12 protein-coding genes are annotated in these 15855 nt (G+C 69.4%); 9 read left to right on the top strand and 3 right to left on the bottom strand.

Translation table 11 applies throughout. From position 1 onward, the window contains the following. Positions 1 to 77 precede the first annotated feature (77 nt). From MB828_RS14945 to MB828_RS14925, 5 genes are all read left to right on the top strand, one after another. Positions 78 to 1238 carry an aromatic ring-hydroxylating oxygenase subunit alpha gene (locus MB828_RS14945; RefSeq protein ID WP_301648569.1) on the top strand — a complete coding sequence of 387 codons (1161 nt, stop codon included), beginning with the start codon at positions 78 to 80 and terminating at the stop codon, positions 1236 to 1238. 8 nt (positions 1239 to 1246) lie between these two features. Continuing rightward, on the top strand, positions 1247 to 2248 hold the full coding sequence (locus MB828_RS14940; protein WP_430381384.1) for a PDR/VanB family oxidoreductase: 1002 nt from the start codon (positions 1247 to 1249) through the stop codon (positions 2246 to 2248). Positions 2249 to 2314: 66 nt separating this feature from the next. After that, positions 2315 to 3181: an NAD-dependent epimerase/dehydratase family protein gene (locus tag MB828_RS14935; RefSeq protein WP_301648567.1), complete on the top strand. Its 867-nt coding sequence runs from the start codon at positions 2315 to 2317 to the stop codon at positions 3179 to 3181. Positions 3182 to 3256: 75 nt separating this feature from the next. Continuing rightward, complete coding sequence (locus MB828_RS14930) at positions 3257 to 3889, top strand: hypothetical protein (protein ID WP_301648566.1); 633 nt, start codon at positions 3257 to 3259, stop codon at positions 3887 to 3889. Between the two features lie 3 nt (positions 3890 to 3892). Next, positions 3893 to 5164 carry a DUF1116 domain-containing protein gene (locus MB828_RS14925; protein WP_301648565.1) on the top strand — a complete coding sequence of 424 codons (1272 nt, stop codon included), beginning with the start codon at positions 3893 to 3895 and terminating at the stop codon, positions 5162 to 5164. A gap of 875 nt (positions 5165 to 6039) precedes the next feature. On the opposite strand, the gene MB828_RS14920 is transcribed toward MB828_RS14925, so the two are convergent. Both MB828_RS14920 and MB828_RS14915 read right to left on the bottom strand, forming a co-directional pair. Continuing rightward, positions 6040 to 7527, bottom strand: coding sequence for a long-chain-fatty-acid--CoA ligase (locus tag MB828_RS14920; protein WP_301648564.1), 1488 nt, complete (start codon positions 7525 to 7527; stop codon positions 6040 to 6042). A gap of 59 nt (positions 7528 to 7586) precedes the next feature. Continuing rightward, positions 7587 to 8750 carry a serine hydrolase domain-containing protein gene (locus MB828_RS14915; protein ID WP_301648563.1) on the bottom strand — a complete coding sequence of 388 codons (1164 nt, stop codon included), beginning with the start codon at positions 8748 to 8750 and terminating at the stop codon, positions 7587 to 7589. A gap of 278 nt (positions 8751 to 9028) precedes the next feature. Between MB828_RS14915 and MB828_RS14910 the strand changes: the two genes are divergently transcribed. After that, a complete protein-coding gene (locus MB828_RS14910; protein ID WP_301648562.1) occupies positions 9029 to 9643 on the top strand; it encodes a TetR/AcrR family transcriptional regulator in 615 nt (204 codons plus the stop codon). Between the two features lie 38 nt (positions 9644 to 9681). Here MB828_RS14910 and MB828_RS14905 read toward each other — a convergent pair whose 3' ends face one another. After that, positions 9682 to 10410: a TetR/AcrR family transcriptional regulator gene (locus tag MB828_RS14905; protein ID WP_301648561.1), complete on the bottom strand. Its 729-nt coding sequence runs from the start codon at positions 10408 to 10410 to the stop codon at positions 9682 to 9684. A gap of 318 nt (positions 10411 to 10728) precedes the next feature. Between MB828_RS14905 and MB828_RS14900 the strand changes: the two genes are divergently transcribed. From MB828_RS14900 to MB828_RS14890, 3 genes are all read left to right on the top strand, one after another. After that, positions 10729 to 12207, top strand: coding sequence for an APC family permease (locus MB828_RS14900; protein ID WP_301648560.1), 1479 nt, complete (start codon positions 10729 to 10731; stop codon positions 12205 to 12207). 196 nt (positions 12208 to 12403) lie between these two features. After that, positions 12404 to 13888 (top strand): APC family permease, encoded by a 1485-nt coding sequence (locus tag MB828_RS14895; protein ID WP_301648559.1) that lies wholly within the window; start codon positions 12404 to 12406, stop codon positions 13886 to 13888. A 102-nt stretch (positions 13889 to 13990) separates the two neighbouring features. Then, on the top strand, positions 13991 to 14941 hold the full coding sequence (locus MB828_RS14890; protein WP_301648558.1) for a hypothetical protein: 951 nt from the start codon (positions 13991 to 13993) through the stop codon (positions 14939 to 14941). Positions 14942 to 15855 lie beyond the last annotated feature (914 nt).

The raw sequence follows: 15855 nt of genomic DNA, 5'->3' as shown, positions 1-15855 counted from the left end.
CCCGTACTGGACGCCCTGAGCGGAACGGCACACCCGCCGACGTCGCACCACTTCGCACCCCGAGGAGCCTGCCAGCCATGAAGTCCCCCATACCCGCCCACCTCTTCGACGCCAGCATCGGCAGCGTCGACGACGCCGTGTCCCTGCCGCCCGAGTGCTACACGTCGCCCGAGTTCTACCAGTTCGAGCAGGAAGTGCTCTGGGGCCGCGACTGGTTCTGCATCGGTCGGGCCACCGACATCCCCAAGGCCGGCGACTTCTACACCGTCACCGTCGACAAGGACCCGCTGATGGTGGTCCGCGGCGCCGACGGCGAGGTCCATGTCCGCTCCGCGCTCTGCCGCCACCGCGCGATGCCCCTGGTCGAAGGCCGCGGCAACTCCCGCCGGTTCCGCTGCCCCTACCACTCCTGGGTCTACGGCCTCGATGGCGCCCTGCAATCCGCCCCCGACCTCAACGACCACCCCAGCTTCGACAAATCCGAGGTCAGGTTGCCCGAGGTCCGCTCCGAGGTCTGGGAGGGGTTCGTCTTCATCACCTTCGACCCGGACATCCCCCCAGTCGCCGAACGTCTCGGCCATCTCGCCGAGCAGCTGGCGCCGTACAAGATCGCGGACCTGCGCAGCGCGGAACCGCAGGAGTTCGACGAGTACGCCTGGAACTGGAAGATCTTCGCCGACGAGTGCTACCACTGTGCCCACCTCCACGCCAAGACGTGGAACCCGATGTACCCCACACCCAGCGAACGTATCGACTACGACACCCCGCTCAACAACGTCGACAACGGCATCATCGCCTACGAGATCATCGGCCGTGCGCCCGGCGCCTCGCCCACCCGGACCGGTGAGGTCCTGCTGCCGGTCCTGCCCGGCCTCGACGAGGAGCAGCAGAGCCGTCTCCTGTACGTCACGGTGATGCCGAACCTGCTGATCATCGCCCTGCCCGACAAGGTCAAGTACTTCCTGTGGCTGCCCACCGGCCCCACCGGCTCCGTCTTCGCCGCCACATGGCTCTATCCCCAGTCCACGCTCGACCTGCCCGACTTCAAGGAGATCTGGCAGATGGAGAAGGACGACCTGGCCGAGGTCATGGTCGAGGACGTCTTCGCCTGGACCGGCGTACAGCGCGGCATGCACTCCCGCTTCGCTCCTCGCGGACGCTACGCCCCCTCCGAGGCGGTACTGGTCCGCTTCAACCAGTGGCTCGCCGAGCGCTACCGGTCCGGGGAGCGCGTGTGACCCTTCAGATGGAGGCCGCCGTTGTGAACCCACCGCCTGCCGCGCAGAACACCCTGCGGGTGGTCTCCAGAACCGATGTCGCCGACTCCATCGCCGTTCTGACCCTGGAAGACCCGGAGGGCCGGCCCCTGCCCGCCTGGGAACCCGGAGCCCACGTCGACCTGGTCCTCGACCCGGGCGTCGGCGCCCCGCAGATCGTGCGGCAGTACTCGCTGTGCGGTGACCCGGCCGACCGCCACCGCTGGCGCGTCGCGGTTCTGCGGGTGCCGGACGGCCGAGGCGGCTCCGAACTGATCCACCGGCAGCTGCGTCCTGGCTCCACCGTCGCCACCCGAACTCCCCGCAACGCCTTCCCACTGCGCCCGGCCGCCGAGTACCTCTTCCTCGCCGGAGGCATCGGGATCACCCCCATCCTGCCCATGGTCGCGGCCGCCGAGCGGGCCGGAACTCCCTGGCGGTTCGTCTACCTCGGACGCTCACGCAGCCACATGGCCCTGATCGACGAGGCCGAACGGTACGGCCCGGAGCGGGTCACCGTCCACGCCGACGACACCGACGGCATCTTCGACGTCACCACGCTCCTCGACGGCTGCAACCCCGGTACCGCCGTGTACTCCTGCGGACCAGGCGGCCTGCTGTCCTTCCTGGAGCGGCAGCACACCGCCGACGCCGCCTGGAGTCTGCACCTCGAACGGTTCACCCCGGCGGCACCGCCCACCGGGCAGCAGACGGACGACGCACCGGACGAGGAGTTCGAGGCCGAACTCGCCTCCACCGGCGCAGTCCTCCGCGTCTCACCAGGCTGCTCCCTCCTCGACGCCCTCCTCGAAGCGGGCGCGGACGTCGACTGGTCCTGCCGGGAGGGCAACTGCGGAGCCTGCGAGACCGGCGTGGTGAGCGGAACACCCGACCACCGCGACTCCGTCCTCACCCCGGAAGAACGGGCGGCCGGCGCCTCGTTGATGCCGTGCGTCTCCCGCGCCGCGGGCCGCATTGTCCTGGATCTGTGACCGTCACCGAACTCGCGGCCGAGCCTCTCGCACTTCGCATTCCCGTCACCCCCTGAAGGAGAAACCATGCCCACGCCCACCAAGGTGGTCGTCACCGGCGGCTCAGGCCGCGTCGGCCGCTACGTCGTCGCCGAACTCGCCCGCACCTTCGACGTCATCAACGCCGACCGGGTCGCCTCCGACGCCGCGGTCCCCCACGTGGAGACCGACGTCATGGACCTGGAGAAGGTCCGTGCGGTCACCAAGGGCGCCGATGCCGTCATCCACCTCGCCGCGATCGACTTCGACTGGAAAGCCGCTCCCGAGGAGTACATCCGGGTCAACACCCTCGGCTCCTGGAACGTGCTGCAGGCCGCGGCCGAGAACGGCGTGAAAAAGGTCGTCCTCACCTCTTCCATCTCGGCCTGCGGTCTGTCCGAGATGCGCCCGGACTGGACGCCCCAGTACCTGGCCGTCGACGAGCTGCACGAGAACCGGCCGACCCAGGCGTACAGCGTCAGCAAGCAGATCATCGAGACGATGGGACTCAGCGTCGTCCGTGCCGGCGGCCCCGACGTCATCTGTCTGCGCCCCCTCGCCGTCGTCCTGCCCGAAACCTTCGCCGAGTTCACCGCCTTCATCGACGATCCCGCCACTCGCTGGCTCTACTACTACGTGACGGCCCAGGACGTCGCACGGGCGTTCCGCGCCGCCCTGGAGACCGACGGCCTGCGCTATGGCACGTTCTTCCTCAGTGCCGAAGACACCTGCCAGCCCGAGCCCACCCTCGACTGGTACCGCGAGCGGATCGGCGAGTTGCCCGAGATCCGCAACCCCCGCCTCTACCGCGACAACCCGCGGGCCTCGATCTTCTCCAGCAACCACGCCCGCGACCTCCTCGGGTGGGAACCCACCTCCGATTTCCTCGCCCTACGGACCGAACACGGCCTCTGACAGGGGCCACAGGACCTGACCGTCCGGCATCCACCACCTCCCACCCCTTCGCCTACGCTCGAAAGCAGGTCATCCATGTCCGACGCCGTACGCCCCGGCAAGGTCGACTGGACCGGCGACAACCCCTTCGTCTATCTCAAGACCGACCCCGAGGGCCTCTGGTCGTCGCTGTCGCTGTTCTTCCGCGTCACCGCCTCCGACCACGGCCCCGGCCACCTCGTCCTGACCGTAGAGCGGCCCTACGACGAGTCCGCGGGCGACGCCGTCCGGCTCGCGCTCACTGACAACGAACCGCTCGCCCGCTTTCTGATCGACGACTTCGTGCGGGAATTCGTGCTGTTCCGGCCGGCCGAGCCGGCCCTGGAGGCACTGGAACTGGTCGTCGGCGCCGAGTTCACCCAGTCCGGTGACGGCATCACGACCATCACCGAAGCCGCCCGCACCGGCGACCGTTCGCTGGCACTGACCTGGGAAGGACTGGGGGAGCCGTTCGCCGTCGACGTGCCGGCCACCGAATCCGGCACCCGGCGCCACGAGATGTTCAGCGTCTTCCGCATCGCCACCGCCGCCCGCGTCGAGGCTAACGGCCGCCGGCTGCCCGGCGCCACCATTGAGCGGGACTTCCTCAACGGGCCCGGCCAGTCCGCCGCGCTCGCGCTCTCCGAGACCTGGGTGCGTGACGACTCCGCATCCGAGACCGGGCGGTGACGCATGACATCCGCACCCGCGCCCGGCCCGGAAACGGCCCCGGGCTCCAGCTGGTACAGCAACCCGGACGACGTACGGGCCCTGGACATCCTGGAGTCCTGTACCCCCCGCTGGACCGGCATGTCCACCGTCGGCGCCGCCACCGGATCGGACCGGCTGCTCCTGCACGCCGGCCCGCCCTTTCACAGCACGGACGACATCCCCGCGCCCGTCCTCAACTCGCTGGCCATGGCCTGTGTGTACGAAGGCTGGGCAGCAGACGCCGATGAAGGGCGCCGTCTCGTTCTCACGGGCGAGATCACCATCGCGGCAGCCCAGGATCGCCGCCTGGTGGTGCCACTGGCGGGCGTCGCGTCCCCGTCCATGGCCGTGCACGTGGTGACCGCGCAAGGAGCGGGAGGCCCCCTGGCCGAGCGCGTCCGGTACGCCGTCGTCAACGAGGGCCAGGCTCACGCCCTGCGCCTGGGTACCTCCGACGCGGGCATCCCCGAGCACCACCGCTGGCTGAACGGCGCCTTCACGGACTGGCTCACCGACGCCCTCACCGCCGCTGGACCCGTCGACCTCCTACCCGTCCTCGGCGCAGCCCGAGACGAAGGGGACGACTGCCACAGCCGCACGGTGACGGGATCCCGGCTGCTCACCGAGCACCTCACGAGCGCAGCGGCGAGCACCCCGGCTGACATCGCCGCGTTCCTGGACGGGGCACCAGCCTTCGCGCTCAACCTGTGGATGGCTGCCGCGGCCCTGTCACTGAGCGCAGCCGACAACACCTCCGGCTCTTCCCTCATCACCCGCGCGGGCGGGAACGGCCGCCGATTCGGTATCCAGATCGCCGGTCTGCCCGGACAGTGGTTCACCGTGCCCGCCGACTCTCCGCGCGGCCGGGTCGAGGCACCGCACGCCGGCTGCCGCGCCGTCGGCGCCATCGGCGACAGCGCGGTGGTCGACCTGTTCGGGTTCGGCGGCCAGAGCCTGAGTGCCGCCCCCGCCGTCCGGGCAGCCCTTGAGGGATACCTGCCGCCGGACGCGACGGAACGCCCCGCCCTGCTGCTCGAACGGCACCTGGCCTCCGCAGCGGGAACGCCGGTGGGGCTCACTGCGCGCTCCGTCGCGCGCCTCGGCTCGGGACCGCTCGTGCTGCTCGGGATGATCGAGCAGACCGGCCGGGCAGGGCGTATCGGCGGCGGAGTCTACGAGCCGCCGGTATCCCTGTTCGACGACGCAGTAGCCGCATTGGCTCCAGCAGCGGCCCACCGGGCAGCGCACAGCTGATCTGCAACCCGACGCATCGGTACGTCCCGGCTCTCGTACGTTCCACAGAGCCGGGCCGTACCCGGCTACGGCCTCCGCAGCGCCCCGGCCCGGAGCACCGTTCCTGCTTCAGCGCGGGAGGCATTGTCACCGGATCACAAACTGCCCTCGTTCACCGACGAGGAGGAGCAGATGGTCGGCCTGGCCGCCAACGCTCCGTCGCTCCGTGGCTGCTCGGGGGGCGTCTGCGCGGCGCCGGCGCCGAGTTCGAGTCCGGTCCCGCCTGGGGGCCGTACGTCGTCGACGGCAACCTCGTCACCGGCCCGAACCCTGCCTCGGCCGGTCCGGCTGCCGAAGAGGTCCTCAAGCAGCTCGCCACCCGCGCCTGATCCGGCCGCACCCGGGACTCGCCCGCATCTGTGACAGCACGCTCCATGGCAGAAGGAGTGGAAACCCGAACCCGCGCCACCGATTCCGACCTCCCCGTCACCGCCTGACACGTCTCCCAGGAATGGCTCCCGCGTGACCGGCACGCATCCCTATACCGTCGTCGTCAACGCCAGGATTCGTACTGTCCTGCGACCTGTCCCGTCTGCCGCACGACCTGGAGGCCTACCGGACGCCCATCCGCGCCTCCTGACCGGCCAGCGGTCTTCCTCGCGTACACAGCCGGATCGGCCTACGCCAACCACGTGGAGGACACGGTCGGCACCCTGACCGTCGGACGCCGTCGTGCTCGATAGGCACCTCACCGACATCGAGGAGATCAGCGCTGCCAAGCCCGTGCTGACGCTGTTGGACGGAGAGGCAGGGGCGAACGCTGTGGCTGAGCACCGTACTTGGCGTCGCGGACAAGTGCGGTGCTCGTCCTGATGTGAAGGCAGGGCGGCGGCCGGTCAGTTGATGTTGATCTGTCGTTTGAGGATCTTGCCGCTGGGGCCGGTGGGCAGGGCGTCGACGATTCTGATGTGCCGGGGGTACTTGTAGGCGGCCACCCGCTCCTTGACGAAGTCGCGGAGCTCGTCGGGTGTGGCCCGCGCGGTCGGGCGCAGGACGACTGCGGCGGCGATCTCTTCGCCGAGGTGCTCGTGCGGTACCCCGATGACCGCGGCGAGTCCCACGGCGGGGTGCTCGTGGAGGACTTCCTCGATCTCGCGGGGGTAGACGTTGTAGCCGCCGCGGATGATGAGGTCCTTCTTGCGGTCGACGATGTAGAGGTAGCCGTCCTCGTCGGCGCGGGCGAGGTCACCGGTGCGCAGCCATCCGTCGGGGATGGCCGTGGCGGTTTCCTCGGGGCGGTTCCAGTAGCCCTTCATCACGTTCGGCCCGCGCACGGACAGTTCGCCGACGGCCCCGGGCGCGACGTCCTGGCCGCCGTCGTCGAGCAGCCGTACCTCGACATCGCGGATGGGCGTGCCGATGGAGCCGGGTTTGCGGGGACGGTCGCTGTGGTTGAACGTGACGACGGGGCTGGTCTCGGACATGCCGAAGCCTTCGAGCACCATGCAGCCGAAGCGTCGTTCGAAGCCGTGCAGGACTTCGACGGGCAGGGAGGCGCCGCCGGAGATGCACATCCGCAGGGTGGAGACGTCGGTGTCGGCGGCGGCCGGGTGCGCCAGCAGGGCCGCGTACATTGTGGGCACGCCCTCGAAGACGGTGGCCTTGTCGCGGGCGATGGTGTCGAGCACGGTTCCCGCGTCGAAGCGGGGGACGAGGACGAGTGCGGCACCGGCGTGAACCGCGGCGCTGAGGGTGCAGATCTGCCCGAAGATGTGGAACAGCGGCAGACAGCCGACGACGACGTCCTCGGCGGTGAGCAGCTCGATGTCGCCCGACGTGACCTCGGTGTTGTGGCGCAGGCCCGCGTGGGTGAGCGAGGCGCCCTTGGGGCGGCCCGTGGTGCCGGAGGTGTAGAGCAGCACGGCGATGTCCTTGCCGGCCGTGTCCGCGATCTCGTACTCCGGTGGCAGCTGAGCGAGCAGGCCCGCGAACGCGGCGGGTTCGACGGCCAGGCGGCGTACGCCGGCGGCGGCCGCTCCCTGGCGTCCCTCGCCGGGGGCCTGGTGCCATTCGCACAGCAGCACGGCGCCGGAGTCGCTCAGGTGGTACTCCACCTCGCGTTCCTTCAGGAGCGGGTTGAGGGGTACGACGATGCCGCCGGCGCGCAGGACGCCGTAGTAGAGGGCGACGAACTCCGGCACGTTCGGGAGCATCAGCGCGACCCGGTCACCAGGGCGTACGCCCTCGGCGCGCAGCAGGGCAGCGGCACGTGCACTGCGCTCGTCCAGCTCGGCGTAGGTGACGGTTGCAGTCCCGAGCCGCAACGCGGTGCGCTCGGGGTACTGGCGTGCTGAGTGCGCCAGGAATTCCGCCAGATTGGACATGATGTCTCCTTGCGTCGAGCGGGGACGGCGGCAGGTGGGTCTCGCCGGGCGTGGCGGTCTCAGTTCATGTGCCGTGCGACGGCGCGCAGGAAGGCGATGGTCTCCCCTTCCCGGTTGGCGGATTCCTCGGTGGAGGTGCCGTAGGTGCGGGTGGCGGAGAGCTTGACGATGGTGGTGCGGGCGGTCGGGTCGATGTAGATGAACTGGTTGTAGACGCCGATGGCGCTGAACTCGCCGCGGTCGCCGTCGAGGAGCCACCACTGGTAGCCGTAGCCGAGGTCGGTGTGTTCGTCGCCGATGAGCGGGCGGCCGGGCTCCAGGTGCGGGGCGGTGATGGTGGTGGAGTCGTGGACCCACTGCGCGGGCACGAGCTGTCGGCCGTTCCACTGCCCGCCGTTGCGGTAGAGCTCGCCGAGGAGGGCGTAGTCGCGGGCGGTGAGGTTGAGTCCGGCGTAGGAGACCTCGGTCCCGGTGTTGTCGAGGATCCAGTGCCCGGGGGAGGCGGTGCCGAGGGGCTCGGTGAGCTTCTCGCGCATGTAGTCGGCGACGGTGCGTCCGGTCGCCTTGGCCACGAGGGCTCCCAGGATCTGGGTCTCGCCGGAGTTGTAGCGGCAGACGGTGCCGGGTTCGCTCTCGCGGCCCATGGCCGCGACGAAGCCGTCGAGGTGGGCGCCCTCGATGCCGACGGTGGCCAGGACCAGCTGGTAGATGTCGGAGCCGGGGTCGCTGTAGTCCTCGTTCCAGCGGGCGCCGGAGGACATCCGCAGAACGTCCATGATGGAGACGCCGTCGTAGGCGGATCCGGGCTTGACCGGCACGTACGCGCTGATCGGATCCTCGATGCTGCGGATGTGCCTCTCGGCGACGGCGATGCCGACGAGTGCGGAGATGAAGCTCTTGGCCACCGACATCGACAGCCACGGCACCTCGGGTCCTCCGGTCAGCGCATACCACTCGTGCCGGATCTCGCCGTCGACGAGCACCAGCAGCGCGGCGGTGTCGGTGCCGGCCAGGAACTCCTCGACCTTCCGGTCGGTGCCGTCGAAGCGGAAGGTGTCGGGCAGTGCGGTCGGCTCGCCCTCGGGCCAGATGTGAGGCCTGGAGGCGGCGGGGACCTCGCGCGTGTCCAGCAGCTCGTTGATCCGGCAGAAGTTCTCGTGCTGGGGGGCGCCGGTGAACAGCCCGAAGTCCAGGAGGGTGGTGATGTCGTCTTGGCGGGCCATGGTGGTCCTTCCGTCGGGCAGGCGCGAGTGGGTGTGAACAGACAGAAAGGGCGAGAGCGGGAAGGCTGCCGTGTTGTCGCCGGGAGAGCCGTCGCGGGGGCCGTGCACGGCGGCTGCGGGGCTCGCGCGTGACGGCGGTCGGCTCTGCGAAAGCTGTCCAGTGCCGGTACGGGTTCGGCCTTGGGACGGCTTGGGACGGAAAACTAGCAGTACCGATCGGTTAGGGCAACCGTTCGGTACTCTTACCTAGTGGTGTGGACCCTGATGGAGGAGCTGCGGTGGCGGGTGACGGGCGGATTGATGGACGTTCGCTTCGCTTCCGGCACCGCAGGCCGCAGTTGCTGGCCGCGGCGACCGAGTACGTCCTGGACCACGGCGTAGGGGGTCTGTCCTTGCGGCCGGTGGCGGCGGCGCTCGGGGTCACCCACGCCACGCTGCTGCGTCACTTCTCCTCCAAGGACGAGCTCGTCCTGAGCGTCCTGGACAAGATTCGGGACGATCTGGCCGAGCAGTTGACGTCGGACCCGGAGTACCGGGCGGCGCGGTCCATGGCCGAGTTGATCCGGGCGGTGTGGCGGCGGCTGTGCGAGCCCCGGGAGCAGCGCCAGTTCCTTCTGCTGTTCGAGATCGTTGGCCATCACAGCTGGGAGGCGGACGCCGACCGCGAGCTGGGGCGGATCCTGATCGGCGGCTGGGTCGACATCATCATCGGCCGGCTTGCCCGGGACGAGCGCCCGGCCGAGGACGCGACGGCCCTGGCCACGCTGATCCTTGCGCAGATCAGGGGCCTGCAGATCGACCTGCTGGTCACCGGCGACCGCGAGCGGGCCGACCGCGCCCTGGAGCTGTCCCTGCGTCTCCTCGCCACGGACCGGCCGGACACCGGGGACTGACCCAGCGCGGTGGCGGCATCGGTCCGCCCGGCGCGATGTCACCGGCCGTTCCTGTCGAGCGCGGCCTCAAGTCCGTCGAGGAAGACCTCCAGAGCGCCGGGGTAGGCGCTGACGCTCATGGTCTGTGCCAGGGCCTGCGCGGACTCGGCGATGTGCGGGTACTGGTCGGCGGGCAGGCAGGCGTAGGTCGCCTGCCAGGCCCCGCGGTCGGCCGCTCCGGCATCGGCCGACAAGGCGGCGGCGGCCGCGTCGATGGCGGCGAAGCCCAGGGTGAAGTCGATGAACCGGTGGTAGTAGCGGGCCGCGTCGTCCGGTCCGAAGCCGGCGTCGCGCAGGATGGCCAGACCGGACTCGATTCCCCGCATCTCGTTGGGGCGGCGGGTGACCCGGGAGGCCGCCAGCACCGCGGCCTGGGGATGGGCGGTGTACGTGCGGTGCAGGCTCATCCCGCTGCGCTGCAGGTCGGCGCGCCAGTCCCCGGTGACCTGGGCGTCCTTGAGGCTCATGCCGATCAGCTCGTCGGCGACCGCGAGGACGAGTTCGTCGGTGCTGTGGAAGTAGCGGTACAGGGCGGACGGGTCGGCCCCCAGCGCCGCTCCGAGGCGGCGTACGCCCAGGGCGTCGGCGCCGTGCTGGCTCAGCAGGCGGATCGCTGTCTGCACGATCAGTTCCTGGCTCAGCACGGTGCCCGTCCGCGTCGCGCGTCGGCGTCGGCCGACCGCGAGTCGCCCGGACCCGGCGTCGTCGTTGCTGTCGTTGGTGTCCATTCGCCGTCCGATCGGGGAAGGGGTGACTTTCTTATGACAACGCGATTGACGGAAAAAGTCCAGAGCTGTTTGATGTGGCACCACTGGCGCGGCCTGTCCGCGCCAGCCATCTCCACCGGTCACCATCCGGTGCAGGCCAGTGCGGGCTGACCTGCCCGGACGCTCCGGCTGACACAGCCTCTCGGGCGGGTATGACGCGCGCCCTGATCTGCCTCCACACCCAAGGCTTCGGCGGCTCGCGAGCCGCTCCTTCAGAGACATCTCCTCATCCAGCCGCTTGCGGACGCCGCGCGTCCCGCCACACAGGACCGGTTGCTCATGGAATCCACCTCTCCGTCCCCGGAGTTGAAGAAATCGCTGGGAGCCCTCGACGGCGTGGTGCTGGCGGCGTCCAACACCGCTGCCACCACCAGCATCGGTATCGGAATGGGCGTACTCGCCTCGATCACGGGGCGGCAGATCCCGCTGATACTGCTGCTCGGCTTCCTGCCGATGCTCGGGATCGCCGTCGCCTACGCCCGCCTGAACAAGGTGGAACCCAACTGCGGCGCCGGATACGTATGGGTCGGCCGGGCCATGGGCCCGTGGCTCGGGATGATCGCCGGCTGGGTCCCGCTCGCCGGCGGCATCATCTTCCTCGCCTACACCACGTCCGTGACCGGATCCGCCCTGGTGCAGTGCGCGCACGAGGTGGGCGTGCACAGCCTCCTGGGTCTGCGTCTGGACGCGAACTCCACATTGCAGTGCACCCTGATCGGCCTGGTCGTCCTGGCCGCGGTCACCGTGACCGCCGTGACCGGCGTCCAGAAGGCCACCCGGCTCCAGACCTACCTCCTCGTCTTCGAGTACACCGTGCTGCTGGTCTTCTGCTGCTGGGGCCTGATCGCGGGCGACCAGCCCTTCTCGCTGTCCTGGTTCAACCCCTTCGCCTTCGACTCGTTCACCAGCCTGGCCCAGGGCCTGGTCCTGGCGGTCTTCTTCTACTGGGGCTGGGACGCCGCGTTCTCGGTCACCGAGGAGACGGAGCAGGCCGACGACGCGGCCCGCGGCAGCTATATCGCCCTGTTCACCATGCTCGGCCTGTTCCTCCTGGGCGCTGTCGCCTTCCAACGCGTCCTGACCGCACCCGAGTTGAGCGAGACCGGTGCCCAGGGCCTGACTCATTACGCCTCCCAGCTCACCGGCCAGCCCTGGGCCACCCTTCCGCTGGTCGCCCTCATGTTCTCCGCGGTGGCCTCCCTCCAGGCAGAGATCATTCCTACCGCCCGCCTCACCCTGGCCATGAGCCGCGAACGCACCCTCGGCCCCATCTGGGCACGCATCAGCGCCCGCCACGGCAGCCCGACCGTCGGCACCATCCTCATCACCCTCATCTCGGCCGCCGTCGCCATCCTCAGCGTGGTGATCCCCAAGCTCAACGAGGCGATCCTGGCCGCGGTCAACGCCATCGGCATCCTCGTCGCGCTGTACTACGGGCTCACCGCGATCGCGTGCGCGCTGCGCTTCCGCCACCTCATCCGCACCAGCCCACGCGAAGCCTTCATGACCGTCATCGTCCCGACCGTGTGCGGCCTCATCCTGTTCGCCCTCGGCGCCTACCTCGCGCTCTACTACGCGACCCTCAGCGACACCTTCGCCGTCAGCGTCGACAACGGCTGGTTCAACCTTCTGTGTCCCACCGTGATCCTCGTGACCGGGTTCATGGTCTGCGCGGTCGCCAAGTGGTACCGCCGCGCCCCCGCCTTCAACCGCAATACCTCTGCTGCAGAGGTCGCCGACATCGAGGCGGTGTCCTGACCGGCGCCAGCCTCTGTCCCGAACCCCGTCCCGGCCCTCAACCGGCCGGCCCTCAACCGGCCGGCCCTCAACCGGCCGGCCCCCAACCGGCCGGCCGGCAGGCGGCCGCCGATACACGCCCCTCGTCCTGTCCGTCGCGCACCCCGCGCGACGGCTCCTCACCCATCCCGTCAGCACCCCGTGGAGAACGCTCCTGATGGCCAACCGCTACGCACCCCCGACACCGCAGTACGGGTCGGACGGTGACCACACGGCAGGCTCGCGCCTGCAGCGCGGCACGCTCAACACCAACGACATCGTGTTCTTCGTGGTCGCCGCCGCAGCGCCTCTGACCGTGATGGCCGGGGTTGCCCCGCTGGCCATCCAGATCGGCGGCATCGGAGCACCCGCCGCATACCTGGCTGTCGGTGTGGTCCTGGTCCTCTTCTCCACAGGCTTCACCGCCATGACCCCCTACATCCGCAATGCCGGCGCTTTCTACGCCTACATCGCCCGGGGCCTGGGGCGCCCGGCGGGCGTCGGGGCCGCCCTCCTGGCGATGTTCTCCTACAACGCCCTGCAGATCGGCACCTACGGAGCGTTCGGCTTCTTCGCCGCCTCCACGGTCGACGGAATGGCCGGCATCGACCTGCCGTGGCCCCTCTACGCCGCCTTCGGCGTGATCACCGTGTGGTTCCTCGGCTTCCGCTCCATCAACTTGGGCGCCAAGGTCCTCGCAGCCCTGCTGATCGCCGAGACCGCCATCCTTGTCCTCCTGGCCGTCGCCGTCCTGCTCAAGGGCGGTGCCAGCGGATTCGACCTGGCGTCCTTCTCGCCCTCCCATGTCTTCGTCCCGGAGATGATCGCGCCGCTGCTCACCGCCGTCGGCGCGTTCATCGGCTACGAGGCGACCGTCATCTTTCGCGAGGAGGCACGCCGTCCGGACCGGACCGTGCCCAGGGCCACCTACGTGGCCGTGATCTTCCTGGCCGTCTTCTACACCTTCGTCAGCTGGATCATCGTGCAGGCCTTCGGCAGCGACAGGGTCGTCGCCGCCGCGACCGACAACCCTGCCGAGATGTTCTTCATCGCGATGGACACCTACGTCGGCGGCTGGGCCAGCGACATCCAGCGCATCCTCATCGTCACCAGCCTGCTCGCCGCGCTCCTCGCCTTCCACAACGCCATCACCCGCTACGCCTACGCCCTCGCCTCCGAGAAGGTGTTTCCCGCCTCCCTCGGCCGCGTCCACCTGCTCCACGGCTCCCCGTGGATCGCGGGCATCGCCCAGAGCGTCGTTGCCGCGGTCGTCGTCGCCGTCTTCGCGCTCTCCGCCCTCGACCCGTACACGCAGTTCTTCCTGTGGGTCAACACGCCCGGCATCCTGGGGCTCCTCATCCTCCAGGCACTCGGCGCCTTCGCCGTCGTCGCCTTCTTCCGCCGGAACCCGCCCCAGCACGGAGAAGGCACCGGCCGCACTCTGTTGGCCCCCGTGACAGCCGGAGTCCTGCTCAGCGCGGCCACCGTGTGCATCGCCACCAACTTCGACCTCTTCACCGGCGCCGGCCCGATTGTCAACTGGACCCTCGTGGCACTGACACCGCTCATCTTGCTGACCGGGATCGTGCTCGCCCTGCGCATACGCCGCAACCACCCTGCCCGCTACGACAGGCTCGGCACCACCGAGGTCGACGCCGCCTGACCACCCCGACTGCCAGAGCCTGCGGCCGGCCCGCAGTATCCGCGGGCCGGCCGCGGACTCCGACAACGGATCACGCCACCCTCGACCCCCTGTACAGGACCAGTGATATTCAACCGCCTGAAGAGACCGGCACCCCGACTTGCTCCCGAACTCGACGACAGAGACCTCGGCAGGGTGTGCCACCAACTCGACGTCCGCAACAACGCCCGCGCCCGGCCACTGACCGCACCCCTGGCCGAACGGCTCCTCAAAGATGCCGGCCGGGACTGGGACCGGCGGGCCCACCGGCTTGCCGTCCTGGCCGCCGTCACCCGCCCGCACAGCCAGTACTCCTGGATCGAACAGGCACCCGACAGCCCCGAAGCACAGACCCTGTTCGCCTGGGGCGCCATGGTCCGCGGCACGCAACACCCGCTGCCCCATGACGAGATGAACACAGCCCTGAACGCCTGTCACAGCGCTGCCCGGCTCGAGCCCTCCGACCCCAACCCCTGGGTCGCCCGACTCGCACTCCTGCGCCAATGGCGCCGCCCGCCCCAGGAAGTGTTCCCCCTGAGGAGGGAGATCACCACAAGGGACCCCTGGCACCGCGAGGCACACCTGCAGATGTTCGGCTACCTGTCCCCGGGCGAATACGGATCCCACGCACAGGCCCTGGAATTCGTCGACCAGGTCCGGTCATCGGCACCTGCGACAGCTCCGACGGCGGCCCTGGGCCTGCACTCCCTGCTGGGCCGCTACTTCGGCATCGTCTCCCAGAGCGGCACCAAAGCCCTCATGGCCGACCACTTCTGGTCCAGCCACGAGGCCGACCAGATCTTGAGCCACGGAGTGACCGAATGGACCCGGCCGGGCCACCTGGTCCATGCCGAAGCCATCCGCGACCTGAACTTCCTGGCCTTCGCCCTCATCGCCGCCAAACAGACTTCTGTGGCAGCTCCTGTGTTCCAGGCCGTCAGAGGACTCGTCACCGATTCCCCCTGGAACCATGAGGGCCAAGATCCCGTGGTCGCGTTCATGAACGCGCAGGATCGATCTGATCCACCACGCTGATCCCGTACGGCTCGGCCCAGCCGATGGAGTCACACTGAGCCTGGGTGAGGAGTTCCGTCGCCAGGACGTGGTCGCGGACGAGTTGGTGCGCGGTGGCCAGCTGGGGATTCGCGAACAGAATGGTCTTGAGCTGCTGGTATTTGTCCTCGGTGAGCGTGGAGGGGTGGTGTGTGAGGCAGCCTGTGAGCTGGCGGGACGCTCGTCAGGGCCGGAGATGGAGACGGCGCCACCAGCCTCGTCGATGTGCCCTTGAAGGTAGGGGCGGTGGATGTCGAGGCCCTGCTTCAGTCGGGCGTCATCAGCATCCACACGTCCGTGGACCCGCGCTGCTCTGGCTGCGTACCCACCCCGACGCGATCGGGGCCCCCTCTCGGGTCATCCGCAGAAGGCCACGGCGGCCACGTTCCAGGGTCCCGGGCGGACAGACGAACGATCCCACAGATCGTCCGGCCCCTGCACCCGCGGTGTGGACTCCATGAGTTCCCTCGACGCGTACAACCCCCACTCGACCTTGAAGACGTGATGCACCGTGGCCCCGCCGATAGGCCGCTCGGACACCTGGAGTGTGACGTCGAGTTCCGAAGCGAGCATGTCGTCCACGCGGTTGGAAGACAGTATGCGCAGGACGACGAGCGGGTACCTCTCCTGGAAACGGCCGCGCTCATGGTTCGACCGCGGATGCTGACCGAGCACATGCCGTATCTCTGCTCGGCGATGTACCGCGGGCGGGGGAGTTCGTTGCTGCCGACCCAGATGATCCCTGCCGCATCGCTGGAGCAAGGACACGCGGTCCGGGTCCTGCCGGAGTTGCGGCGGGGGCTGGGCCGTCGGGCCTACGTCATGACCGCCCCCGACCGGCAGCCGATGTTCGCCGCTTCCACCATGGTGGCGTACCTGCGAGACCTGCGTAATTC

The organism is Streptomyces arenae, assembly GCF_022343545.1.
GTDB classification, from domain to species: domain Bacteria; phylum Actinomycetota; class Actinomycetes; order Streptomycetales; family Streptomycetaceae; genus Streptomyces; species Streptomyces humi.
Note: the sequence above shows the minus strand (reverse complement) of the source record. Positions and strands in the feature narration are given on the sequence as shown.